The organism is Pseudomonas graminis, assembly GCF_001705435.1.
Taxonomy (GTDB): domain Bacteria; phylum Pseudomonadota; class Gammaproteobacteria; order Pseudomonadales; family Pseudomonadaceae; genus Aquipseudomonas; species Aquipseudomonas graminis_B.
The window spans coordinates 387,000-411,335 of record NZ_MDEN01000068.1 but is presented as its reverse complement, the minus strand read 5'-3'; the positions used below and the strand labels follow the sequence as shown (position 1 = coordinate 411,335).

Below are 24,336 nucleotides of genomic sequence, written 5' to 3'. Positions count from 1 at the left end.
AAAAAGCCGTCTCACGACGGCTGCTACAGCTTAAGCGGATCATTTAACCAACCAATTCTCAACCTCGTCGCCGAACAGACCTTTCCAGGCGTTCAAACGCTTATGGTTGCCGCGTTTGGTTTCTACGACCTCACCTGCAGACTCCAAACACCCCTGCTCTTCTCGAGGATTAATCACATGCTCCAGACGGCCTCGCTGTGCGATCACATGGACTATAGCTAGACATTTGCATCGTGGCTGCATGAACAGTTCGCGGGCGAGCCTACTCATCCCTTGTTGAATCCAAACCCACCCCCGTCATCTCCTCAATCAGCAACACCATCGACGCCGTGTACTCCACATTCGATCGAGTAACAATCTCATAAGGCTCGCTGGTGGACTGAATCGTCAGCGGCAGTTTGACCAACATGCCGTGATCCAGCGCCATCTGCGCGACATCGTTCGGCATCACCGCCACCAGATTCGGATCCTTCAGCAACAACGACAACGTCGTAAACGTCGACGAGGTTTCAATGGCGTAAAGCGGAAAGCTAAGCCCCACCTGGCGAAACTCGCGCTCCAGCGTCAAGCGCATGGGCATGTTGACCGGGAACACCACCCAGCGGCTGTCCATCAAGTCGTCCAGTTGCAGCGTCGGCGCATGGGCCAGGCGATGCGCAGGATTGGCCACCACCACCAGCGGTTCCTGTGCGCGGAAGCGGGTTTGATAAGCGCCCGGACGTGGGCTCACGCTGGTTCGGCAGATCGCGACATCCACCCTTCCCTGATCCAGCAAGCTCAACAACCGCGAACTGGTGTCTTCGACGATGGAGATCGACAACTCCGGCTGTTTGTCGCGCAGTCGCGCCAGGCTGTCCACCAGCGTCGGCACGGCGCCCATGATGGTCCCGATGGCCAGGCGCCCGCCTTGGCCTTTGAGGATGCCGACCATTTCTTCGCGAAGGTGCTCAAGGTCGGTGTGAATCAGGCGGGCATAACGAATCACGCAGCGGCCAAGATCGTTGGCCTCCAGACCCTTGCTGGTGCGCTCGAAAAGGCTTGAACCGAAGACAGTCTCGATTTCCTGCAATGCCTTGGTGGCGCCCGGTTGCGACAGCGCCATGATCTCGGATGCCTTGCGCACCGAGCCATGCTCGTCGAGCGCTATCAATAGCCGCAGCTGCTTGAGTCGCAGACGAGACACCATGGATGAGAGGGACGGCAGCATGGGTATACCTAAAGGTTATCGCTTGGGTCGTAACTCTCATTAGGCAGCAGCAGGCTGGAAATTTAAAGTGACCTCAACGATAACAACACGTCGAGGCCTCACCATGCGTTTAATCCAGTTTGAAGATGCCACGGGTCAGCGCCGTGTCGGCGTGGTCGAGGGCGACTCGATTCAGGTGGTCAACGGCACAGCCAGCACCCGCACCCTGGCCCTCGCCGCCATTGCCAATGGCCACAGCCTGCAGCAGGAAGTACGGAGCGTGGGCACGGTACTGAGTGCCGACAGTTATACCCATCTGCTGGACACCGGCCGCGTCCTGCCGCCACTGGACCATGAAGACCCCGCTCACTGCCTGATCAGCGGCACCGGCCTGACTCACCTGGGAAGTGCTTCGACCCGCGACAAGATGCACCAGAAAAACGCCGACAGTCAGGCTGCGCTGACGGACACCGCGCGGATGTTCCAGTGGGGGATCGACGGCGGCCGTCCGGCGGCGGGTACCGTGGGCGCTCAGCCAGAGTGGTTCTACAAGGGCGACGGCTCGATTGTGGTACGCCCGAACCAGGCGTTCCAGTCGCCGGGCTTCGCTGAAGATGCGGGCGAAGAGCCCGAGCTGACCGGCCTCTACGTCATCGGCCATGACGGCACGCCTTACCGCCTGGGCTTCGCCTTGGGCAACGAGTTCTCCGACCATGTCATGGAACGACGCAATTACCTGTATCTGGCCCACTCCAAGCTGCGCAACTGCGCCTACGGGCCAGAGCTGCGCGTCGGTGAATTGCCACGGCACCTGGCGGGCACCAGCCGGATCTGGCGCGACGGCAACCTGTTATGGGAGAAAGAGTTTCTCAGCGGCGAGGACAACATGTGCCACAGCCTTGAGAACCTGGAGTATCACCACTTCAAGTACACCCAGTTCCTGCGCCCGGGCGATGTGCATGTGCACTTCTTCGGCACGGCCACCCTTTCGGTCGCAGACAACGTCAAAACTCAGCCGGGTGATCGGTTCGAGATCAGCATGAACGAGTTCGGAAAACCCCTGTGCAACTCCTTCGAAGTCGTCGACTCAGCGTTCAATGTTGGAGAAACAAGATCGCTCTGACGGGTGAGGCCCTGCACCGGGCCCTTAGCAACGGATGCATTTCATAATAAACATAAGAGTGAGATGAACATGACCACTGGCAATGTACAGGTCGTCACGCCTGCTGCTTCCACGAGTGCCGCAAGCGCCCGTCCCACCACGGTGCGATGGAGGATCTTCCTGCTACTGCTGCTGCTGCTCTCCGCCATCAACTACATCGACCGGGCTTCCTTGTCCGTTGCGCTGCCGCTGATCTCCGCTGATTTCAACATGACGCCGGCGCTGGAAGGTTTGATGCTCAGCGCGTTCTTCTGGTCGTATGCGCTCATGCAGATTCCTGGCGGCATGCTGCTCGACCGTTTTCAGACCCGCAATATTGTCGGCATTGCCACCATTGGCTGGGGCCTGTTTCAGGCGCTGGCGGGCGGCGCGCACAACTGGATCACCCTGCTGATCACGCGCATCGGGCTGGGCGTCGCAGAGTCGCCGATCATGCCGGCCGGGGCCAAGCTCAACGGTGCCTGGCTGACGCCCAATGAGCGCGGTCGCGGCGCGACCCTCGTCGACGGCGGCGCACCCCTGGGCACTGCACTGGGGGCCATCCTCATTGCGGGACTGATCACCTGGTTTGACTCCTGGCGGATCGCCTTCGTCATCGCCGGCGTGGGCACCATGGTCGTAGGCGTCTGGGCGTGGTGGTACATCAGAAACCACCCCAGTGAACACCCCAAGGTCAATGCGGCAGAGCTGGCGTACATCACTGACGCCAATGAGGCCGCCAGAAAAGCCACGGGCGGGCGCAAGGCGATCCTCAAGGAATTGCTCAAGAGCCGTTCCGTGCTGGCGATGTTCGCGGGCTTTGCTTGCTACAACAGTGTGTTTTACGGCCTGCTGACCTGGATGCCGAGCTACTTGCACCAGGCCCATAACCTGGACATCAAGGCCATGGGCGGCGCGACCTTTCTGATCTTCATGTGCGGGTTCATCGGCGAATTGTTTGGCGGCTGGGTGGCCGACAAATGGAAAGCCGCCGGCGGCCAACCCAACACCGTCATGCGCAGCATGTTCGCAGGCTCCGCGGCCATTGCCGCCATTTGCATTCTCGCTGTGGCTTATACCCGTAACGCCGTCGTTGTTATCTCGCTGCTGTGTGTGGCGCTGTTTTTCATTCGCTGGTGCGGCATGTACTGGTGCCTGCCCGCGATCCTCGGCGGCCAGTCCAAAGCCGGTGTGTTGGGCGGCAGCATGAACTTCTGCGGCAACATGGTCGGTGTGATTGTGCCCATCCTGATTGGCCTGATCGTGCAGTACACCGGCTCGTACTTCTTGGCGCTGATTTTCTTCGTCGTCATGGCGTCCGGTTTGATGCTGTTCTCCAGCCTGATTGATTACCGCGAGCGTGGATTGGCCTGACCTGCCCTGCTCTCCCCATTCCCATTGCGCTCACTGAATAACCGAGGCAATCGTCATGCAGCTCATAACAACAACAGGCAGCGACACCGCTGCCCATGCCGTGATCAGACTCAACCCGCTGGACGATGTGCTGATCGCGCGGCAACCACTGATCAAAGGTCTGGTGCTTCAAACCGAAGGTATCGAGGTGCTTGAGCCTGTGCCTTCCGGTCACAAAGTCGCGGCCCGTCATATCGACGTGGGCCAACCCGTGCGCCGCTACGGTCAGATCATCGGCTTCGCCAGCCAGCCCATCGAAGCGGGGCAGCACGTGCATGTCCACAACGTCGCCATGGGGGATTTCTCTCGGGACTACGCGTTCGGTGTCGACGCCAAAGGCAGTCCTGCCCCCACCGCAGAGACGTTCATGGGCATCGTGCGCGCCGATGGCCGTGTGGCCACTCGCAATTACATCGGCATTCTGACGTCGGTCAATTGTTCGGCCACGGTGGCGCGGGCGATTGCCGACTATTTTCGCCGCGACATTCACCCTGAGGCGCTGATTGAATACCCCAACGTCGACGGTGTCGTTGCCCTCACCCACGGCGTGGGCTGCGCGGTCGATCCGGGTGGCGAGGCGCTGGCCATGTTGCGCAGGACCCTTGGCGGCTATGCCGTTCACCCGAACTTTGCCTCGGTCCTGATGATCGGCCTGGGTTGCGAGACCAATCAGATCCCCGATCTGCTGGCGGCCCAGGGCCTGACCAGCAGCCATTCGCTGCGCACCTTCACCATTCAGGGCACGGGCGGCACGTCGAAAACCATTGCCAGCGGCATCGCGCAAGTCAAGTCCTTGCTGGCAGAGGCAAACCACGTCAAACGCGAACCCGTCAGCGCCAAACACCTGATCATCGGCCTGCAATGCGGTGGATCCGACGGTTATTCGGGCATCACGGCCAACCCTGCATTGGGCAATGCAGTCGATCGTCTGGTGGCGGCCGGCGGCACCGCGATTCTGTCGGAAACGCCGGAGGTCTACGGCGCCGAGCACTTGCTGACCCGCCGCGCCGTCAGCCAGAACGTCGGTGAGAAACTCATCGCCCGTATCCACTGGTGGGAAGCCTATTGCAAGCGGATGGACGCCGAGCTGAACAATAACCCTTCAGCGGGCAACAAAGCCGGAGGCTTGACCACCATTCTGGAAAAATCCCTGGGTGCCGTCGCCAAAGCGGGCTCCACCGATCTGGTGGATGTCTACGAATACGCTGAAACCGTCAGGGCACACGGCCTGGTGTTCATGGACACCCCCGGCTACGACCCGATCTCTGCCACCGGCCAAGTCGCGGGCGGGGCCAACCTGATTGCCTTCACCACGGGGCGCGGTTCGGCGTATGGCTGTGCGCCCTCGCCGTCCATCAAGCTCGCCACCAACACCCGTCTGTGGGAAACGCAGGAAGAAGACATGGACGTCAACTGCGGCGGGATTGCCGACGGCACCATGACCATCGAGGAACGCGGTGACTACATCTTCCGCATGATGCTGCGCATCGCCTCGGGTGACAAAAGCAAAAGCGAACAGCATGGCTACGGCCAGAACGAGTTCGTGCCTTGGCAGATCGGGGCGATCACGTAAGACCTTTCATTCACTCCAGCACTCCGGCTTCCGTCGTCCGGCACGATGGGGAGCCGCTTGGCTCAGCGGGAGTCCCGACATTTACTCAATCAATCAGGAGCCCTGACATGACTCAGATTCTCGGTCTGAACTACATCGGCGGACAGCGACTCGGCGCCGGCAGTGTGCAGTTGCAAAGCTTCGATGCGACCACAGACGAGGCCCTCCCAGGTCATTTCATCCAGGCGACGCAAGACGAAGTCGACGCGGCGGCCAAGGCGGCCGCTAGTGCCTACCCGATTTACCGCAATCTGCCCGCCTCGTGCCGCGCCGAATTTCTCGACACCATCGCCGACGAGCTGGATGCCTTGGGCGACGATTTTGTCAGCACTGTCTGCCGTGAGACGGCGTTGCCTGCCGGGCGTATCCAGGGCGAGCGTGGTCGCACCAGCGGGCAAATGCGCCTGTTCGCCAACGTGCTGCGGCGCGGTGACTTTTACGGGGCACGCATTGATCGCGCCCTGCCGGATCGTAGACCCCTGCCCCGCCCCGATTTGCGTCAGTTCCGAATCGCGCTGGGTCCGGTGGCCGTGTTCGGCGCCAGCAACTTCCCGCTGGCGTTTTCCACTGCCGGTGGCGATACCGCCTCTGCCTTGGCGGCGGGCTGCCCGGTGGTGTTCAAAGCCCACAGCGGCCACATGGCCACCGCCGAATGGGTGGCGGACGCGATCATGCGTGCCGCGGCGCGCACCGGTATGCCCGACGGTGTGTTCAACATGATCTATGGCGGGGGCGTCGGCGAGTGGCTGGTCAAGCATCCAGCGATTCAGGCCGTGGGGTTCACCGGTTCTCTCAAAGGCGGCAACGCCTTGTGCAAGATGGCGGCGGAGCGTCCCCAGCCGATTCCGGTGTTCGCCGAGATGTCGAGCATCAACCCGGTGATCATTCTCCCCCAGGCCCTTAAGGTGCGTGGCGACACCCTCGCCAACGAGCTCGCTGCCTCGGTGACCCTGGATTGCGGGCAGTTTTGCACCAACCCCGGGCTGATCATCGGCGTGCAGTCGGCCGATTTCACGGCGTTCCTGGAGCGCTTCACTGCACAGATGAACGATCAACCGGCGCAGACCATGCTCAACGTCGGCGCCCTCGCCAGCTACAGCAAGGGGCTGCAACACTTGCTCGCGCACCCGGGCGTGAAGCATCTGGCGGGACGTCCGCAACAGGGTACACAAGCCCAACCGCAGTTGTTCAAAGCCGACGTCAGCTTGCTGCTCAAGGGTGACGAACTGCTCCAGGAAGAGGTATTCGGGCCGGCCACGATCGTTATTGAAGTTGCCGACCAGGCGCAACTGGCCGCAGCACTCAATGGCCTGCGCGGGCAGTTGACGGCCACCGTCCTCGGCGAAGCCGATGAGCTGCTGGAATACCGCTGGCTGACCGAGTTTTTACAGGAAAAAGTCGGCCGGATTCTGTTGAATGGCTATCCGACGGGGGTGGAAGTCACCGAGACCATGGTGCATGGCGGCCCGTACCCGGCGACGTCGGACGCACGCGGGACGTCGGTGGGGACATTGGCCATTGACCGCTTCCTGCGCCCGGTGTGCTTCCAGAATTACCCCGATGCTTTGCTGCCCCCTGCGCTGCAAGACGCTAACCCGTTGGGGATTCAGCGGCTGGTGGATGGGCAACATACGAATGGGCCGCTTTGACGGTCAAGCCGTGGGAGCAGTGAAAAACCGCCTGATTCGGGCGGTTTCTGTCAGCGATTCAGCCCAGCTGATGGTGCCACGCGCTGTTTTCAAGATTCAAACATCGTCAGGCGTGACTCTGATGCGATGGCAATCCGCTGGCCCAAGCGTCTCGCCACTCGCAGATTGAACCGCCATCCTCATCACCGGCTGACCGGTTGCGTTGTCCACCAGCACTGAGCGGGTTTCATGGGGTGCAAACTGAAAACGTTCGCCCCACTGACGCAGGCTGACCACGATCGGAAATAGTTCACGTCCTTTTTCGGTGAGGACGTATTCCTTGTAGGCGCTGCCATCGGACGCCGGGCAAATCTCAAACACCCCGACCTCGACCAACGCCTTCAAGCGCGCAGCCAGAATATTCTTGGCCACGCCCAGGCTCTTTTGAAACTCGCTGAATCGACGAATATCGTCGAACGCATCGCGGACGATGAGCAACGACCATCGGTCACCGATGACCTCCGATGCTCTGGCAACCGGGCACTCGTGACGGTGTGAGGAATCGTGGTCGAGCATTTTTAACCTTCCGAGCCGTGAGTCAGGTGGAGCCCTGCGCAACACCTGAAAAATCTGGTTGCAAACTAAAACAGGATTAAGCCAGAATCCAAGCAGGTTGCAGATTGCAACCAGTCTACCGGCAAGGAGCGGGTTATGACAGAGGGTACTGATTCGAGACTGGGACGACTGTCCCCATCTTGTCCACCGCCATCCAGGCCGCACAGAAGTCCGGACGTCATCCCCCAAGAACCGGCGCTGTCGCCGTGGCTGACGCTTTTGTTATCGGTCACCTGTGCGCTGGCGGTTGCCAATGTTTATTTCGCCCAGCCCCTGCTCGACGCCATGGCCTACAGTCTGGCCGTTGACGCAGGACTGATCGGCGTCGTCGTCACGGCGACTCAGGCCGGTTATGCACTGGGTTTGCTGCTCATCGTCCCATTGGGTGATCGGGTCAACCGCAAAAGGCTGGTGCTGGGTCAGACAGCCATATCGGCCATTGCGCTTGCAGCAGTCGGCGCGGCGCCGTCGTGGCTGGCGCTACTGGGGGCCTTGATCGTCGTGGGTTTGATGGCCGTGGTGGTTCAGGTGCTGGTCGCCTATGCCGCCGTCCTTGCCGCGCCGTCACAACGGGGGCAGATCGTTGGCACGGTCACCAGCGGCATTGTGCTGGGGATTCTTATGGCGCGTTTTGCCTCAGGCCTCGTTGCGGACCTGGCGGGCTGGCGTGCGGTGTATTTCGTGTCCTCGGGCTTGATGCTCACGCTCTGCGCAGTGCTGTGGCAAGGCTTGCCTGACTCCCCATCGCCCCGCGGCTCAGGCACCTACCTGAACCTGATCGGGTCGGTTTTCAAGCTGGTGATCAGTGAGCCTGTGTTGAGGATACGCGGGGTGCTGGCGCTGCTCATCTTCGCGGCGTTTTCTGTGTTGTGGACGGCGATGGTGCTGCCCTTGAGCGCCCCGCCGCTCTCGCTTTCGCACACGGTCATTGGCCTGTTCGGTCTGGCCGGAGTGGCAGGTGCGCTGGCCGCCAGAAGGGCAGGACGCTGGGCCGATCAGGGGCTGGGGCAACGAGTCACCGGCGTTGCGCTGGGCGTGCTGACGTTTTCCTGGTTACCCATCAGCTTTGCGCAGACGTCACTGCTGGCCTTCGTCTGCGGCGTGATCCTGCTCGACTTCGCCGTCCAGGCAGTCCATGTCACCAGTCAGAACCTGATCTTCGCGGCGCGCCCCGATGCTCAAAGTCGAGTGGTCGGGGCGTACATGTGTTTCTACTCGATAGGCAGCGCATCAGGCGCGGTGGCTGCAACCCAGGCTTATGCGCGCTGGGGATGGTCTGCCGTGAGCCTGCTGGGCGCCTGCATCAGCGCCGCTGCGTTGATTGTGTGGTTTGTGACCCGTACCTCAAGCGCTTTGAGCCACAGAAACAGTGTGATCTGACGCTTCCAGCTCCCGTACAAGTGGCAGTACGTGTTCACCGAAATACGCCACTTCCTCCTGAAAGTGCAGAAAGGCAGAGAGCACCAGGTCCACGCCCACGGCTTTCAACGCCACAATGCGCTCGGCAATCTGTTTCGGCGTCCCAATCAGATTCGTTTTAAACCCGTCGTTGTATTGGACCAGGTCTTCGAACGTGGACTTGGCCCAATTACCCTCGCCTTCAGGGCTGGCCTTGCCGGCCTGTTTTGCCGCATCGCCGAACGCATTCACCGCTTCAGGATCAGCCTGATCGATGATTTCCTGAAGCACCGCGCGCGCTTGCTCTTCGGTTTCGCGAGCGATGATGAAAGCGTTGACGCCGATCTTGACCGAATGCCCGTTGGCCACTGCCTTCGCGCGAATATCATCCACCTGCGCCTTGATGCCTTCTACCGTGTTGCCATTGGTGAAGTACCAGTCGGAGACGCGTGCAGCCATGTCGCGGGCGGCGCGGGAGCTGCCGCCCTGAAAGATTTCAGGGTGGGGTTGCTGAATGGGTTTCGGACGCAGCGTGTAATTGTGGAAGCGATAGAAATCGCCTTTGAAGGTGAAATTGTCGGTTGTCCAGATGCCTTTCAACGCCTGGATGAACTCCTCCGAACGACGGTAGCGCTCGTCATGCTCGAGCCATGGCTCACCAATGGCTTGGAATTCACCTTTGAACCAGCCACTGACAATGTTGATCGCCACACGGCCGGCCGTGAGTTGATCGATCGTCGCCAGTTGCTTGGCAACGACGGCGGGCGTCCAGGGCCCGGGGAGGATGGCGGCGATCACCTTGAGTTTCTCGGTCGCCGCCAACAACGCATGGCTGAACGCAACGGACTCATGCTGGTTGTCGGCGCCGTAGCCGGCTGTGAAACGGATTTGCGTGAGCCCGTACTCAAAGCCCGACTTTTCAGCAATCTGCGCCAGCTTGCGGTTGTACTCGATGCCCCAGTCAGTGCGCTGCTCGATTTTACTGACGATCAAACCGCCGCTGACGTTAGGTACCCAGTAAGCGAATTTAATTGCGTTCTGACTCATCTGCCTATCTCCAAATAGAGCAAGGAAGCCGCCCGGCGTGGTCGCCAAGTACGGTGTGTCTACCTGCCTGATGAGGAAATAGCAGCAACTGTGCCAGCTGTTTATACCCTGCCTTTTCAATAGGTTACGACCGGGCCATGTCTTTATTCGACGTCTGGCAAACAACGTTTTGCTGAACAGGTGTTTCCACGCAAACAGTTGTCTTTACCGCACGCCGTGAAACGCTGTCGCGGGGCAGCCAGCGAAACAGCACAACTGTTGATGCATCAACAGTAGCGTCCGTGGATTCAACGGATTAACCGCGATGACTCGGCTATTTATGTTTCGGCATGGTGCATGCACATCGGATGTATTTAACGCCGTTACCACCGAGCGGCTTTCATCATCACGGGAGTTCCCCATGCCTGACACGCCAAACAATCCGCTTTCTCTGGGCACCGACTACGAAGCACTCGCCAATCGTTTTCGGCCGTTGTTCCAGCACATTGCAGCGGGCACCGTTGAGCGAGAAAACGCTCGTACTCTCCCATACGAGCCCATCAAGTGGCTCAAACAGGCCGGGTTCGGTGCTGTGCGCGTGCCGAGGGGATATGGCGGCGCCGGCGCTTCTGTTGAGCAGCTGTTCCAGTTGCTGATCGAACTGGCCGAAGCCGACTCCAATATTCCGCAGTCCCTGCGCGGCCATTTTGCCTTCGTCGAAGATCAACTGAATTCGCCCCCGACGGCCGAACGCGACACATGGTTCCGGCGCTTCGTTGAAGGCGATTTAGTGGGTAACGCCTGGACAGAAACAGGCGATGTAAAGCTCGGTGAAGTCATCACCAAAGCGACTCCGGAAGGAGCGCAGTTTCGTTTGAGCGGCAAAAAATACTACAGCACCGGCAGTCTGTTTTCTGACTGGATCGATGTGTACGCGCAGCGTTCCGACACTGGGGCGGACGTGATTGCGGTCGTGGATGCCCGTCATGCCGGCGTACAACAAAGTGATGATTGGGACGGTTTTGGACAACGCACTACCGGCAGCGGGACCACAGTGTTCAATAACGTGCCGGTTCCCGCTACACACATCATCCCCTTCGAAAACCGTTTCAACTATCAAACCGCGTTCTACCAACTGGTGTTGCTCGCCGTATTGGCGGGCACAGGTCGGGCGATAGAACGCGACATTACCCAGCAGATCCGCGAGCGCACACGTGTTTACAGCCACGGCAATGCCAGCCGCGTGAGCGCCGATGTTCAGATCCAACAAGTGGTCGGTCAGATTTCCGCGCAGGTTTACGCTGCACAGGCAACCACCCTTCGCTCTGCAAGGCCGTTGCAGCAAGCCTACGAGGCTCGCTTTTCGGGGAATGCCGAGGCAGAACGAACGGCAAACATTGCGGCGGAAATCGAAACGGCAAAAGCACAGGTCGTCGTCTCTGACCTGATTCTGCGAGCCGCTACCGACCTGTTCAATGCGCTTGGCGCCTCAGGCATCAGCGTCAATAAAGCCCTGGATCGACACTGGCGTAATGCGCGGACCGTCGCGTCCCATAACCCGCTTATTTACAAGGCCAAGATCGTCGGTGACTGGAGTATCAACGGCACCGAGCCACCCTATGTCTGGCAAATCGGGCAGGGAGAGCCCAAGGCCAGTTGAAAGGGTTGTTCCCAGCCAGGGATTTCGATCCCTGGCCTTAAATCTGGCAAGCCCGTTGCGGTGCCTCATTGTGGCACGCGCCGTTTTGCGGGTCGTCCAGCGGATCAAAAATCATCCTGCACCTCTCCCCCGTTGATCTTGAACGCTCGGGTTTGCAGATAGACGCTTCGGATGAAGTTGTACTTGTCGCCGGTGATGAGCTTTTCAGACTTCAGGTATTGAGCCCGTCCGTCGATGATGCTCGCGCCATACAGGCTATTACGCGTTGGGACGTCGCCGATGTAGCGAATCGGGTTGGCGTAGGCATCGGGGAGGATCGCCGGTGCATCGCGCAGTGTGCTCGGCCCCAGCAACGGCAGCACCAGGTACGGGCCGCTCGCGACACCCCAGCGACCGAGGGTTTGGCCAAAGTCCTCGTCACTGCGAGGCAAGCCCATCGGCGTTGCAACGTCGATCAAGCCCGCCAGGCCAATCGTGCTGTTGAACAAAAATCGACTCGTATCAACGCCGGCGCTGTGAAACCGGGCTTGCAGCAGATGGTTGGCCAGATTTTTCACCTCACCCAGATTGTTCAACACGTTGTGAATCCCGTCCCGGACAAGGTGCGGGGTGACGAATTGATAACCTTGAGCCAGGGGTTTGAGCGCATACCTGTCCAGGGTGTCGTTGAACGAAAACACAGGCCGGTTGAAACCTTCCCATGGGTCCGTTTCCGGATCCGCATGGCAAAGCGGTGAAACGGTGATCAGGCAGGCGCAGGTGAGCCCTTGAAGGCGACGGCTGAGTGCGGAACGAAAAGCGCACATATTTATTCCCCAGTGAGTGAAGTAACCCGATTTGTGGTGCGCAGGCCGTTCCATCGCTGCGGTTGTTGTGTGTGTGCACGTGGCAGCGGCGTTTCGCCGTCACCTTCAGTACCAGCCGCCCCCCAGCACTTTGTACAAGGTGATGCGGTTGCTCTGCTCGGTCAGGCGCAGCGTGATCAGGTCTTGCTGGGCGCTGTAGAGCGAGCGTTGTGCATCCAGGGCTTCGAGGTAGCTTTTCGAGCCACCGCGATACAGCGCATCCGAGAGTTCGAAGCTTTTGCGGCTGGCGTCGGTCAGCGCCTGTTGCGCGGCGATACGGCGATCCAGGGTACTGCGCACGGCCAGCGCGTCAGCCACTTCACGGAACGCGGTCTGCAGGGTTTGCTGATAGGTCTGCACCTGAATGTCACGTTCGACCTTGGCCGAATCCAGGGTCGCGCGGTGACTTCCCCCGTTGAAAATGGGCACGCTGATGCTCGGCGCGAAGGTCCAGGCCCCGCTGCCGGCTTTAAACAGGCCGGCCAGCGCAGCGCTGGATGAGCCGGCGCTGGCGGTCAGGGTGATGCTGGGGTAGAACGCCGCACGGGCCGCGCCAATGTCGATGTTGGCGGACCTGAGCGTGTGCTCCGCTGATAACACATCCGGGCGTTGTTGCAACAGGCTGGAGGGCAAGCCCGGCGGAATGTCCACCAACACCGCCGCCGACTCCAGGTGCGTACCCGGCAGGAGCGCTTCTGGCACATCACTGCCCACCAGCAGGCGCAAGGCGTTGCGGTCCTGCAGAATCTCGCTCTCATAGAAGGCCACATCGCCCCGTGCCGTTTCGACCGTGGTCTGGGCCTGGGCCACGGCCAACTCCGCAGACCCGCCCAAGGCATAGCTGCGCTGTGTCAGGTCGTAGGTGGCCAACTGGCTGGTGAGGGTTTCCTGGGCCAACAGCAACCGTTCGTTGTCGGCGGCCAACGTCAGCCAGGCCGTGGCGACCTCGGCCACCAGGCTGATCTGCGTGCTGCGCCGGGTCTCCGTCAGCGCCAGGTAGTCTTCCAGCGCTTCGTCACGCAGGTTGCGGACCCGGCCAAACACGTCCAGCTCATAACTGCTCAGCCCCAGTTCAGCGCTGTAATCGTGGGTGGTGACCGCAGAGCCGGAATTGGACAGCCCTCCCGGCGTGCGGCTGTGGGTGCCGCTGACGCTTGCGTCAATGGCAGGAAACAGGTCCGCGCGCTTGATGCGGTATTGCGCCCGGGCCTTTTCGACGTTCAGGCTGGCCAGGCGCAAATCCCGATTATTGACCAGCGCCAGGCTCTGCACCTGCGCCAGGCGGCGGTCAGTGAAAAACTGCTGCCATTTGATGTCGGCGCTCACCTGCCCTTTTGGCAGGCTGGCGGCTGGCAACCATTGCTCGGAGACGGGCGCTTCAGGCCGCTCATACTGCGGCGCCAGATTCACGCAGCCGCCCAGGGCCAGGGCGGCCAGCAGAGGCCAGTGTGATTTGATCATGCATCACCTGTCGGGGCAGATTGGTTAGCGTTGCGTACGCGGCCAAAACGGCGGCGAATCAGCAAAAAGAACAGCGGTACAAAGAAGATGCCCAACGCCGTGGCGCTGAACATGCCGCCCAGCACGCCCGTGCCGATGGCCTGGCGCCCGGCGGAGCCTGCGCCGGTACTCAAGGCCAGTGGCAACACGCCGAACATGAACGCCAGGGACGTCATCAGGATCGGCCGCAGGCGTTGCCGCACCGCGATCAGCGTGGCGTCGATCACGCTGTTGCCCTGCTCTTGCAGGTGCTTGGCGAACTCAACGATGAGGATCGCGTTTTTCGCCGCCAGCCCCACGGTGGTCAAGAGACCCACCTGGAAATACACGTCGTTGCTCAACCCGGCGACACGGGTCGCCAGCACTGCACCGATCACCCCCAGGGGCACCACCAGAATCACCGAAAACGGCACCGACCAGCTCTCGTACAGCGCGGCCAGGCACAGGAACACAAACAACACCGATATCCCGTAGAGCAGCGGTGCCTGGGAGCCGGACAGCCGCAGTTGATAGGACTGTCCGGTCCACTCGTAGCCGATGCCTTGGGGCAATTGCCCGACGATGGCTTGCACCGCGTTCATCGCGTCCCCGGAACTGACCCCTGGCGCGGGATCGCCGACGATTTCCAGGGACGCATTACCGTTGTAGCGCTCCAGCAACGGCGAGCCGTAACTCCACGCGCTGCTGGCAAACGATGAGAACGGCACCATTTCGCCGTTGCTGTTGCGGACAAACCAATGATCAAGGTCCGCCGCCTGCATGCGTGAGGAGGCCTGCCCCTGCACATAGACTTTTTTCACTCGGCCCTGGTTGAGAAAGTCGTTCACATACGTACCGCCCAAGGCCGTCGACAAGGTGGCGTTGATGTCGCTGGTGCTCAGGCTCATGGCGCCAGCCTTGCGGTCGTCGATGCTGATCTTCAGCTGCGGCGCATCGTCCAGGCCATTGCTGCGAACCCCCTGCAGGCGCGGGTCCTTTCGGGCCAGCTCAAGCAACTTTTCCCGAGCCGCCACTAACGCATCATGGCCGAGACCGCCAAGGTCCTTGAGTTGCAGGTCGAAGCCCGAGCTCTGGCCCAGGCCGCGCACCGTTGGAGGCTGCATGACGAATGCGTCGGCATCACCGATGCTGGACAGCGCCATGGTCGCCCGCTGGGCAATCGAGGCCGCATCCTGGCCGGAGCTGCCACGCTCGGCCCAGTCCTTGAGGCGGATAAAGGCCCGCGCGGTATTCTGGCTGTTACCGCCCATACCCAGCCCGCTGATGCTGATCATCGATTCGACTTCGGGCTGTTTGAGAATGTAGTCCTCGAATTGCTTGATCACGCTTTGCGTACGGCTGTCCGTCGCGCCTACCGGCAACTGGATCTGTGCCAGCAGAATCCCCTGGTCTTCGTCCGGCAGGAACGAGGTGGCCAGATTCATGTAGCCCACCGCCATGACCGCCAGCACCAGCCCATAGAGCAACAAGCTTCGCCCCCACCGCCGCAACACCACACCGACCCAGCGCTCATAACCGGCACTGGCCCGTTCAAAGGTGCGGTTGAACCAGCCGAAGAACCCGCCCTGAGCACCCGGCGTCTTACCGTCGGGCGCTTTGAGCAGCGAAGCGCACAACGCGGGTGTCAGGGTCATGGCGACCAGTACCGAGAGGACCATGGCCGAGACGATCGTCACGGAAAACTGCCGATAGATAATCCCGGTGGAGCCGCCGAAAAACGCCATGGGGATGAACACCGCACTCAGCACCAGGGTAATGCCGACCAGTGCGCTGCTGATTTCACTCATCGATTGTCGCGTGGCCGCCATGGGCGACATCCCCTCGCCCATCAACCGCTCGACGTTTTCCACCACCACGATGGCGTCGTCCACCAGCAAGCCGATCGCCAGGACCATGGCGAACATGGTCAGGGTGTTGATCGAGTAGCCGAACAGCGACAACACGCCGAACGTGCCCAACAGCACCACCGGCACGGTAATCGCCGGGATCAGCGTGGCGCGCAGGTTCTGCAGGAACAGAAACATGATCAACACCACCAGCACGATCGCCTCGCCCAGGGCCTTGACCACCTCCTCGATGGACAGGCTCACAAAGGGCGTGGTGTCGTAGGCAATCACGTTCTTCAACTGCATTTCTGTGGGGTAGAACGGCTCCATTTCCTGAAGCTTGGCCTTGACCGCGTCGCCGACGCTCAGCGCATTGGCGCCTGCCGCCAGTTGCACGCCCATGGCCGCAGCGGGCTTGCCGTTGAGGGCCGTACTGATGTCGTAGCTTTCACTGCCCAATTCCAGGGTCGCGACGTCGCCCAGCAGGACCACGGCCCCATCGCTGTCGGACTTGACCACCACGTTGCGAAACTCGTCGACGGTTTGCAGTTTGCTGCGGGCGCTGATGGTGGCGTTCAACTGCTGCCCCTTGACGGCCGGCAAGGCACCGAGCTGGCCGGCAGAGACTTCGGTGTTCTGCGCCTCCAGGGCACTGCTGACGTCCGAAGGCATCAGCGCGTATTTTTCCAGCAGCGCAGGGTCCAGCCAGATACGCATGGCGTAGCCTGATCCCAGCGTCTGCACGTCGCCGACACCGTCTATCCGGCTGATCGAGTCCAGCAAGGTGGTGGAGATGTAATCACCGATCTGGGTGCCCGTGACACTGGGGTCGGCCGACGCCAGCGCGACAATCATCAAAAAGTCCGAGCCGCCCTTGGTCACCGTCAGCCCTTCGCTTTGCACCGTTTGCGGCAGTCTTGATTCGGCTTGTTGCAGCTTGTTCTGCACCTGCATCTGGGCGACATCCGGGTCGGTGCCGGCGGTAAAGGTCAAACTGATGCTGGCGCTGCCAGCCGAACTGCTGGTGGCCGACATGTAGGTCAGGTTATCCAGCCCCTTCATTTGCTGCTCGATGACCTGGGTCACCGAGTCTTCCACGGTCTTGGCCGAGGCCCCGGTGTACGTGGCGGAAATCTTGACGGTGGGCGGCGCGATGTCCGGGTATTGCTCAAGGGGCAACTGGCTGATGGACAGGCCGCCGCCGAGCATGATCACGATGGCGATGACCCAGGCGAAAATCGGTCGATCAATGAAAAAGTGCGCCACGTTCAACCCTCCTTCACGGGGGTGGACGGTGTGGCTGCCTGATCACTCGCGTCCTGCACCTGGACGGCGGCACCGGCACGCACTTTTTGTCCGCCTTCGACGATCAACTGATCACCCGCCTTCAAGCCGCCCGTGACCCACCACTGATTGCCCACGGCCCGATCGATGGTCAGCTCGCGCTGTTGCACCTTGCCATCCACCACCAGCAACGCCGTGGTCAGGCCGCTGGCGCTACGGTTCACGGCTTTCTGCGGCACCAGAATGGCCTGGTCATTGCGCGCCTGCTCCAGCACCCCGCGGACATACATGCCTGGCAACAGCAGGTGATCCGGGTTGGCGAATTCAGCCCGAAGGGTGACGGTGCCCGTGCCCTCGTTGACACTGACGCCGCTGACCTTGAGCCGCCCCTCGTGGGTGTAGGTGCTGCCATCGTCGAGTGTCAGGCTGATGCGTGCCTCGCCCTCGCCAGTGGACTGTAAGGCGCCGCTGGCCAGGTCACGCTTGAGCCGCAGCAGTTCGGTGGTCGACTGAGTCACATCCACATAGATCGGATCGAGTTGCTGCACCGTGGTCAATGCGCTGTCCTGATTGGCCACCACCAACGCCCCCGGGGTCACGGTGGAGGTTTCAATCCGGCCGCTGACCGGCGAGGTGATACGGGTGTAAGCCAGATTGATTCGGGCGGTCTGGACTTCGGCCTCGGCGACTTTTACGTCGGCGGCCGCCGTCAGCAAGGTCGCCTGAGCGTCTTCGTTGTCTTGCTGGCTGATGGCGTTGATTTTGACCAGCCCGGCGTTGCGCCTGGCCGTGGCCTGGGCTGAGTTGAGCGTGGCCCGGTACTTGGCCAGACTTGCCTGAGCCTGGGCCAGCGCGGCGGTATAGGTTGCCGGATCCAGTTGGTACAGCGGTTGTCCGGCCTTCACATCCGCGCCCTCGACAAACAGACGCCGCTGGACGATGCCACCGACCTGCGGACGAATCTGCGCCACCATGAAGGCCTGGGTGCGCCCCGCCAGCTCGGTGGTCAGCACCTGGCTCTGGGGTTGGATGGTGATCACCGAGACTTTCGGGATCACCGCTTCAGGGGCAGGTTCGCCGCCGGAGCAACCGCCCAGGATAACCAGAATGATCAGGGCCAGGAGAACCGCGGCGGTTACCAGGAATTTGGCGAGTATTTTCGTCGACATAGCTGCCTCTGCAAGACGGAATGGCTTGAGTCGGCGCCATCGTGCAAGGCAAATGTGCAGGAAAATTGAAGATTGCCCGGCCGGCTTGAATCTTTCTTTCGTGAGGGCCTAAATGCCCCATCCCTTCTTACCGGCCGGCCTCCATGAAGTTGAGCATCTCCACCAAGCTGTTTATCGCCGTACTGGCTGGCGTGCTGCTGGTCATCCTGAGCATGGGCCTGGCGACGAGCTGGAGTTTCGGGCGGGGCTTTCTGGGCTACCTCAATGAGCAGGCGCTGGACCGCATGGCGCCGGTGTTACCGCGCCTGGCCAGTGCCTACGCCCGTGAGGGGAACTGGGAATTCCTGCGCAACCAGCCGGACCGCTGGTTTGACATCATGCGGCCGGAACTCGGCGAGGATCCGTCGAAGAACGATTTGCGCACACCCCTGGCCTCGGACCTGACGGGCGCGCTGTTTCGCATCGCGTTGCTGGATCAACACAAAAAACGCGTGAACGGCTACCCGGACATCGGCAACGACGCCCTGTTACGCCCGATCGTGGTGGCGGATGAAACCGTCGGCTGGCTGGCCGTTACCCCGTTCCAGAGCGTGACGGAAGCCGGCGGCGAACGGTTCCAGCAATACCAGTTGCGCACCAGCCTGGTCATGGGGGCTTTTTCGCTGCTGCTGGCGATGCTGATTGCCTGGTGGATCGCGCGCACATTGCTGGAGCCGGTCAAGCGGGTGGCCGCTGCCACGCATCGCCTGGCCAGCGGCGATTACAGCGGGCGGGTGGCGGTGGCGTCCAATGACGAGGTTGGCCAACTGGCCCGTGACTTCAATCAGCTCGCCTACACCCTGGAACGCAACGAACAGATGCGCCGCGAGTTCATGGCGGATGTGTCCCACGAGTTGCGCACCCCGCTGTCGGTATTGCGGGGTGAGCTGGAGGCCATCGAAGATGGCGTACGCACCCTCAACCAGGGGTCGATGAAGTCATTGCAAGGTGAGGTCAGCATGCTCAGCAAACTGGTGGATGACTTATACGAGCTGTCCCTGGCGGATGTCGGCGCGCTGACCTACCGAAAACAGCCCTGCGCACTTGATCAACTGCTGCAGGACAGCGTGTCGATGTTCCAGGAGCGCTTGACCAACCGGCAGTTGCGCGTCGAACTGGACCTGCCGTCCCAGCCTCTGGAACTGTCCGCCGATGCCAATCGCCTGCAGCAACTGTTTTCCAACCTGCTGGAAAACACCGTGCGCTACACCGACCCAAACGGGCTGATCCACATCCGGGCCGTCCTGGATCGCGACGACGTATGCATCGAATTCCTGAACTCCGGTCCCGGGGTGTCGGACGAGCAACTGCCACGCCTGTTCGAACGTTTCCATCGGGGCGAATCGTCACGCGCCCGGGCCAGTGGCGGAGCCGGCCTGGGGCTGGCGATCTGTCACAGCATCGCCCTCGCCCACGGCGGCAGCCTCAGCGCCGCTCACTCGCCCCTCGGTGGGCTTTGGCTGACCCTGCATCTGCCACGGAATATCTGAACCATGACCGACGACTGCCCGATCCTGATCGTTGAAGACGAACCGAAGCTGGCCGCATTGCTGCAGGATTATCTGATCGCCGCGGGCTACCCGACTCGATGCCTGGATAACGGCTTGCAAGTGGTGCCGACCGTGCGCGCCCAGACACCGCGCTTGATTCTGCTCGACCTGATGCTGCCCGGGCGCGACGGTATGCAGGTCTGCCAGGACCTGCGCGGTTTCAGCGCCGTGCCGATCATCATGATCACCGCTCGCGTCGAAGAAGTGGACCGCCTCCGGGGCCTTGACCTGGGTGCGGACGACTATATCTGCAAGCCGTTCAGCCCCCGCGAGGTGGTGGCCCGGGTCAAGGCCATCCTGCGCCGCGGCCCGCAACTGCTGACCGGCGCTGCGCCGCGGCTGATCATTGATGACGCACAGCACCGCGCGTCACTCAATGGTGTCGAGCTGGACCTGACACGCCTTGAACTGCGGTTGCTCAGCACGTTTGCGCGTTCGGCCGGACGGGTCTTTTCCCGAGATCAACTGCTCGACAAGCTCTACTCCGACCACCGCGTGGTGACTGACCGTACGGTGGACAGCCATATACGCAACCTGCGGCGCAAGCTGGAGCAGGCCTGCCCTGGTGAGACGCCCATTGAATCGTTGTATGGCGTGGGTTACCGGTTTCAGCTCACTGATGCGTAAAGCGTCAGCGAGGCAAATGCCCCTGGCTCACCCCGCGAGGCGCTGGGTCTGCACCTCAGTCCCGGTCATCTCCAACCCTCTGACGATGTTGCTCAGATTGATCAGCGTCATCCAGCGGACCTGATCACCCTTGCCGATGCTCACCAGGCTGCGCATGCGGTCATTGACTGAACCCCGGATGCTTGCGCCGTGCTCCCAACCCTCGGGATGCTCGGAGGCCGGATGGGTGAAGGTTTCTATGGAGTCGGTCCGGTTAACCACCAGCCCGAAGCTATGACGTTCGCCCTTGACCAGCAGCACCCGTTCCAGCGTATTGCCGGGAGGTGTTGTGCCTTCAATCAAGCTGCTCAGGCAAACCAGCGGGATCTGCTCGCCCCGCAAATTGAAACTGCCCAGCAGATGCGTCTCTTCTTGCGCAAACCGCACGAAGTGCTCGGGCATGTCGAGGATTTCCAGCACTTGATCAAGGGGCACCACGAACGGCTGGGCCGCCTGGAACACCAGGCAGGTCTGGTTCATCTGCATGAGACGAGAACCCGGCGCGTCCTGGCTGGACGGGCTGGTCTGATAGATCCTGGCGAAACTGAGCGTCTCCTTGCGCTCGAGCAACTCGCGGTACTCAAGCAACAACGCCTGCTCTCCGTTCTCCAGCCCGACAACGCCGGCAAACAGGCCCGGCTCCCGTAACCCATAGCGGGGCAACGGCAGGATTTCGTGAGCACGCTTGCGCACAATCGAAATCATCCGGTCGTACACCAGCCCGATGCGATAGCCTTCTCGCGAAGTCAACACCAGCAACTGGTTCTGGTTCTGGGCCGCCTGCGCCGTCGCCGGGGAATCAATGCCCAGTACCCGGTTCAGGCTCAAGGCAGGCACATCAATGCCACGGCGGTTGACGACGCCCAGGCAATAATCCCCACCCAATTTGCTTGGCAGCATGTCCGGGCGGTCCACCAGCTCGGTAATCGCCCTCGCGTCCAGCGCATAGCGCTTTCCTTCGCACTCAAACAACAGCAAGTGATGCAGCTCCCGGGACGGATCCTGAACCTCCACCGTGTCGCCGACGTCCCTGGACTGCGCAGTCAACACCTGGGGCAAACCGCACAGCGCGTCCAGGTCGAGCCGGTAAATCATTCGCTCATTTTCCACCAGCACGAGTTCTGGCAGCAGCGCGACCGCGGTGCCCTCGCCGCCGAGACGGCACAGGTTTCGCACTTCGACTTTCATCACGTCACTGACGCCGCTGACCGCAATGCCCAGGCGCCGGCCTTGATGGTTGACGATGGCAACCATCTCCAACGGATCATGGCAGGAGACGTCATGCGCACCCAGCAACGACCGCAGCTCAATCAGTGGCAGGGCCTTGCCGCGCAGGCTGAACATGCCAAGCAAGGCGCCGCCCTGCAGCGGATGAGGCTGCAGCCGCGCGGGCCAGTTGATCACCTGCTCCAGTGCCTGGGCGTCAATCGCGACTTCCAGCCCGCCCAGCCTGACTACCCCAAACGCAAGGGCCTCGCTCATAGGCTTTCAACCTGGCCCGGGGCGCTCAAGCCCTTGCCCAACCCGGTCGCCAGCTTGATACGGTTGAGCTCGCCGATCAGTTCCGATACCCGCTCAGCCAGGTGATGCTGTTCCTGCGTGGCGGCACCGATGGTACTCATCGCACCATTGGTCTTTTCGACCCCGGCCACGATCCGCTCGAACGCACTGCCCGCGCTGCGGGAGATCTCGCTGCCGGAATTGATGCGGCGAACCGTCTCCTGGATCAATTTGTTGATTTTGGTGGTGGCGTGGGAAGACTTTTCAGCCAGCTTGCGCACCTCATCGGCCACCACTGAAAAGCCCAGACCGTGCTCACCCGCCCGTGCCGCCTCAATCGCGGCGTTGAACGCGAGCATGTTGGTCTGACCGGCGATGGTACTGATCACCTCAATGATTTCCTGGATGTCCTCAGCCGATTTGCCGATGGTGTCCATCGCTGCGGACGCCTCGTTGAGGGTCTGGGAACCACGCTGGGCTTCATCCTGGGTAATGCGTGCCTGATCGTTGGCGTCGCCGGTGGTTTTGACCACTTCGGCAATGGCGTCCATCAGACGGGTGACTGACTCATCCATCGCCTGGGTCTTGGCTTCAATGGCTTCTTCCAGCTCGACCTGAGCGGTAATGTCGGTGGCGAACTTGACCACCTTGTAGGGTTGCCCCGTCGCGTTGAACACCGGGTTATAGGTCGCTTGAATCCAGATTTTCTGGCCGTACTTGCTGATGCGCATGAAGCGCCCGGTGAAGAATTTGCCGCTGCTGAGTGCGCCCCAGAATTCCCGGTAAGGCGTGGTTTTGACGTACTCGGGTTCGCAAAACAGCGAATGGTGGCGGTTCTTCAATTCCTCCATCCGGTACCCCACCAGATCCAGAAAGTTAGCGTTGGCCGAGAGGATATTGCCGCTCAGGTCGAACTCGATCACGCCCTGGGCGCGGTTAATGGCGTTGACCTTGCCTTCGTGCTCCATCGTGCGAAGTTTGGTCTCGGTCACATCGGTGGCGAACTTGACGATCTTGTAGGTCTGCCCCTGGGCATCGAGGATCGGGTTATAGGACGCTTGAATCCAGACATCCCGACCGTCTTTGCTCAGGCGCTTGTACTCGTTGGAGTCGTACTCGCCTTTGCCCAGCTTCTCCCAAAATTCGCGGTACACCAGAGAAGCTGCGTATTCCGGCTCACAAAACATGCGGTGGTGCTGGCCCACGACTTCATCCAGCGTGTAGCCCATGGCCGAGAGAAACTTGCTGTTGGCGGTCAATACATAGCCGTCAGGGGAGAACTCTATCAACGCCTGGGAGCGCTCGATCGCCTCGATTTTGCCTTCCCACTCGGCATTGCGATTGCGCACTTCAGTGACGTCGCTGGCGAATTTGACGATCTTGAATGGCTTGCCGTTATTGTCCATCACTGGATTGTAAGTGGCCTGCAGCCAGATCTGGCGCCCGTCCTTGGCCTGACGCTGGTACTGGCCGGCGTCAAATTTGCCGGTGCCCAGCTTCTCCCAGAACATCAGGTATTCCTTGCTGGTCGCATAGTCGGGCATGCAAAACAGCCGGTGATGGCGCCCGCGAATTTCATCGAGGTCGTAGCCCATGCAGTCGAGAAAATTCTGGTTGGCGTACAGCACATTGCCCTGCAGATCGAATTCGATGACGGCTTGGGAGCGGTCAATCGCGCTCAGCAGAGAGTTCAGGTCGGCGCCGGTTTGGGCGAGTTCTGCAGTGGCATTGGATTTATTGTTCATGGCGCAGGTCCGCTAGCTAAATGATGTTGAGTGGGCGGGGCTCCTTCCCTGAAAAGCGTTAGGCGACCGCTGTTTTTTATCCGCGAAACGCCTCGGACAGAGGCGCGCTCAGGCCGGACTTACGGGTGCTCGCCTTGGATTAAACGTTTCAGATATTCGATCGGCAGCGGATGCCATGAACTTTAGCGAGGGTTGTACATTTATTTAATGCTGTATAGGTTTGAACCTTCGTCGCGGATGACAAGACCGTCCCAAAGACGGAGCGTTTAGCTGTCCAGCGCGTGGTAGTGTCTTCGCTGCAACCACGTATGGAGCGATATTTTCCATCGAGCCCACCTTCGATGCTGTCATAGTGAAATCGCGGAGTGGCCACCCCTTGGTCCTTTCCTCATTTCGCGCAGATTGTTTGCCACAGGGTCCTGTTGAACTTCGTCGCCACGCCGATACCGAAAGTGCTAACCGGCGCCAGGTGCACACGCTCTACTGCGCGGCTGCTACTGGTTCCCGATCTCTACGCGTGTCGAATGTCCACC

Annotated in this window: 17 protein-coding genes and 1 pseudogene; 8 read left to right on the top strand and 10 right to left on the bottom strand. The window is 60.9% G+C overall.

The genetic code is table 11. The annotated features are described in order from the left end of the window. Positions 1 to 39 precede the first annotated feature (39 nt). Together BBI10_RS28095 and BBI10_RS21845 are read right to left on the bottom strand one after the other, a co-directional pair. A pseudogene (locus tag BBI10_RS28095) lies at positions 40 to 135 on the bottom strand (transcriptional regulator); the annotation flags it as partial. 127 nt (positions 136 to 262) lie between these two features. Then, entirely contained in the window at positions 263 to 1,207 is a 945-nt protein-coding gene (locus BBI10_RS21845) for a LysR family transcriptional regulator (RefSeq protein WP_065991691.1), read from the bottom strand. A gap of 103 nt (positions 1,208 to 1,310) precedes the next feature. Between BBI10_RS21845 and araD1 the strand changes: the two genes are divergently transcribed. From araD1 to BBI10_RS21825, 4 genes are all read left to right on the top strand, one after another. After that, on the top strand, positions 1,311 to 2,309 hold the full coding sequence (araD1, locus tag BBI10_RS21840; RefSeq protein ID WP_065991690.1) for an AraD1 family protein: 999 nt from the start codon (positions 1,311 to 1,313) through the stop codon (positions 2,307 to 2,309). A gap of 69 nt (positions 2,310 to 2,378) precedes the next feature. After that, positions 2,379 to 3,701 (top strand): MFS transporter, encoded by a 1,323-nt coding sequence (locus BBI10_RS21835; RefSeq protein WP_141695239.1) that lies wholly within the window; start codon positions 2,379 to 2,381, stop codon positions 3,699 to 3,701. Positions 3,702 to 3,756: 55 nt separating this feature from the next. Beyond that, positions 3,757 to 5,313 carry a UxaA family hydrolase gene (locus BBI10_RS21830; RefSeq protein ID WP_065991688.1) on the top strand — a complete coding sequence of 519 codons (1,557 nt, stop codon included), beginning with the start codon at positions 3,757 to 3,759 and terminating at the stop codon, positions 5,311 to 5,313. A gap of 107 nt (positions 5,314 to 5,420) precedes the next feature. Beyond that, positions 5,421 to 7,001, top strand: coding sequence for an aldehyde dehydrogenase (NADP(+)) (locus tag BBI10_RS21825; RefSeq protein WP_065991687.1), 1,581 nt, complete (start codon positions 5,421 to 5,423; stop codon positions 6,999 to 7,001). 96 nt (positions 7,002 to 7,097) lie between these two features. On the opposite strand, the gene BBI10_RS21820 is transcribed toward BBI10_RS21825, so the two are convergent. Then, positions 7,098 to 7,556 (bottom strand): winged helix-turn-helix transcriptional regulator, encoded by a 459-nt coding sequence (locus BBI10_RS21820; RefSeq protein WP_065991686.1) that lies wholly within the window; start codon positions 7,554 to 7,556, stop codon positions 7,098 to 7,100. Between the two features lie 135 nt (positions 7,557 to 7,691). On the opposite strand from BBI10_RS21820, the gene BBI10_RS21815 reads away from it, so the two are divergent. Continuing rightward, a complete protein-coding gene (locus BBI10_RS21815) occupies positions 7,692 to 8,975 on the top strand; it encodes an MFS transporter (RefSeq protein ID WP_083233217.1) in 1,284 nt (427 codons plus the stop codon). Here the strand turns inward: BBI10_RS21815 and sfnG are convergent. Further along, positions 8,940 to 10,040, bottom strand: coding sequence for a dimethylsulfone monooxygenase SfnG (sfnG, locus tag BBI10_RS21810; RefSeq protein WP_065991685.1), 1,101 nt, complete (start codon positions 10,038 to 10,040; stop codon positions 8,940 to 8,942). The genes BBI10_RS21815 and sfnG overlap by 36 nt on opposite strands. A 400-nt stretch (positions 10,041 to 10,440) precedes the next feature. On the opposite strand from sfnG, the gene BBI10_RS21805 reads away from it, so the two are divergent. Then, on the top strand, positions 10,441 to 11,679 hold the full coding sequence (locus tag BBI10_RS21805) for an acyl-CoA dehydrogenase family protein (protein ID WP_065991684.1): 1,239 nt from the start codon (positions 10,441 to 10,443) through the stop codon (positions 11,677 to 11,679). Between the two features lie 104 nt (positions 11,680 to 11,783). Here BBI10_RS21805 and BBI10_RS21800 read toward each other — a convergent pair whose 3' ends face one another. The 4 genes from BBI10_RS21800 to BBI10_RS21785 form a co-directional block, all read right to left on the bottom strand. After that, entirely contained in the window at positions 11,784 to 12,485 is a 702-nt protein-coding gene (locus BBI10_RS21800; RefSeq protein WP_065991683.1) for an MlaA family lipoprotein, read from the bottom strand. 105 nt (positions 12,486 to 12,590) lie between these two features. Further along, entirely contained in the window at positions 12,591 to 13,985 is a 1,395-nt protein-coding gene (locus BBI10_RS21795; RefSeq protein WP_065991682.1) for an efflux transporter outer membrane subunit, read from the bottom strand. Continuing rightward, positions 13,982 to 17,116 (bottom strand): efflux RND transporter permease subunit, encoded by a 3,135-nt coding sequence (locus BBI10_RS21790; RefSeq protein ID WP_065991681.1) that lies wholly within the window; start codon positions 17,114 to 17,116, stop codon positions 13,982 to 13,984. The genes BBI10_RS21795 and BBI10_RS21790 overlap by 4 nt, the downstream gene beginning before the upstream one ends. A gap of 2 nt (positions 17,117 to 17,118) precedes the next feature. Continuing rightward, positions 17,119 to 18,303, bottom strand: coding sequence for an efflux RND transporter periplasmic adaptor subunit (locus tag BBI10_RS21785; RefSeq protein WP_065991680.1), 1,185 nt, complete (start codon positions 18,301 to 18,303; stop codon positions 17,119 to 17,121). Between the two features lie 143 nt (positions 18,304 to 18,446). Between BBI10_RS21785 and baeS the strand changes: the two genes are divergently transcribed. Together baeS and BBI10_RS21775 are read left to right on the top strand one after the other, a co-directional pair. Continuing rightward, complete coding sequence (gene baeS, locus BBI10_RS21780; RefSeq protein ID WP_065991679.1) at positions 18,447 to 19,832, top strand: sensor histidine kinase efflux regulator BaeS; 1,386 nt, start codon at positions 18,447 to 18,449, stop codon at positions 19,830 to 19,832. A gap of 3 nt (positions 19,833 to 19,835) precedes the next feature. Then, a complete protein-coding gene (locus tag BBI10_RS21775) occupies positions 19,836 to 20,519 on the top strand; it encodes a response regulator (protein ID WP_065991678.1) in 684 nt (227 codons plus the stop codon). A 27-nt stretch (positions 20,520 to 20,546) separates the two neighbouring features. On the opposite strand, the gene BBI10_RS21770 is transcribed toward BBI10_RS21775, so the two are convergent. Continuing rightward, positions 20,547 to 22,040 (bottom strand): chemotaxis protein CheW, encoded by a 1,494-nt coding sequence (locus tag BBI10_RS21770; protein ID WP_065991677.1) that lies wholly within the window; start codon positions 22,038 to 22,040, stop codon positions 20,547 to 20,549. Further along, a complete protein-coding gene (locus tag BBI10_RS21765) occupies positions 22,037 to 23,803 on the bottom strand; it encodes a methyl-accepting chemotaxis protein (RefSeq protein WP_065991676.1) in 1,767 nt (588 codons plus the stop codon). The genes BBI10_RS21770 and BBI10_RS21765 overlap by 4 nt, the downstream gene beginning before the upstream one ends. Positions 23,804 to 24,336: the final 533 nt, after the last annotated feature.

Coding starts and splice junctions, on each gene's coding strand:
- BBI10_RS21845 (WP_065991691.1), bottom strand. CDS start 1,207: ATGCTGCCGTCCCTCTCATCCATGGTGTCTCGTCTGCGACTCAAGCAG.
- araD1 (WP_065991690.1), top strand. CDS start 1,311: ATGCGTTTAATCCAGTTTGAAGATGCCACGGGTCAGCGCCGTGTCGGC.
- BBI10_RS21835 (WP_141695239.1), top strand. CDS start 2,379: ATGACCACTGGCAATGTACAGGTCGTCACGCCTGCTGCTTCCACGAGT.
- BBI10_RS21830 (WP_065991688.1), top strand. CDS start 3,757: ATGCAGCTCATAACAACAACAGGCAGCGACACCGCTGCCCATGCCGTG.
- BBI10_RS21825 (WP_065991687.1), top strand. CDS start 5,421: ATGACTCAGATTCTCGGTCTGAACTACATCGGCGGACAGCGACTCGGC.
- BBI10_RS21820 (WP_065991686.1), bottom strand. CDS start 7,556: ATGCTCGACCACGATTCCTCACACCGTCACGAGTGCCCGGTTGCCAGA.
- BBI10_RS21815 (WP_083233217.1), top strand. CDS start 7,692: ATGACAGAGGGTACTGATTCGAGACTGGGACGACTGTCCCCATCTTGT.
- sfnG (WP_065991685.1), bottom strand. CDS start 10,040: ATGAGTCAGAACGCAATTAAATTCGCTTACTGGGTACCTAACGTCAGC.
- BBI10_RS21805 (WP_065991684.1), top strand. CDS start 10,441: ATGCCTGACACGCCAAACAATCCGCTTTCTCTGGGCACCGACTACGAA.
- BBI10_RS21800 (WP_065991683.1), bottom strand. CDS start 12,485: ATGTGCGCTTTTCGTTCCGCACTCAGCCGTCGCCTTCAAGGGCTCACC.
- BBI10_RS21795 (WP_065991682.1), bottom strand. CDS start 13,985: ATGATCAAATCACACTGGCCTCTGCTGGCCGCCCTGGCCCTGGGCGGC.
- BBI10_RS21785 (WP_065991680.1), bottom strand. CDS start 18,303: ATGTCGACGAAAATACTCGCCAAATTCCTGGTAACCGCCGCGGTTCTC.
- baeS (WP_065991679.1), top strand. CDS start 18,447: ATGAAGTTGAGCATCTCCACCAAGCTGTTTATCGCCGTACTGGCTGGC.
- BBI10_RS21775 (WP_065991678.1), top strand. CDS start 19,836: ATGACCGACGACTGCCCGATCCTGATCGTTGAAGACGAACCGAAGCTG.
- BBI10_RS21770 (WP_065991677.1), bottom strand. CDS start 22,040: ATGAGCGAGGCCCTTGCGTTTGGGGTAGTCAGGCTGGGCGGGCTGGAA.
- BBI10_RS21765 (WP_065991676.1), bottom strand. CDS start 23,803: ATGAACAATAAATCCAATGCCACTGCAGAACTCGCCCAAACCGGCGCC.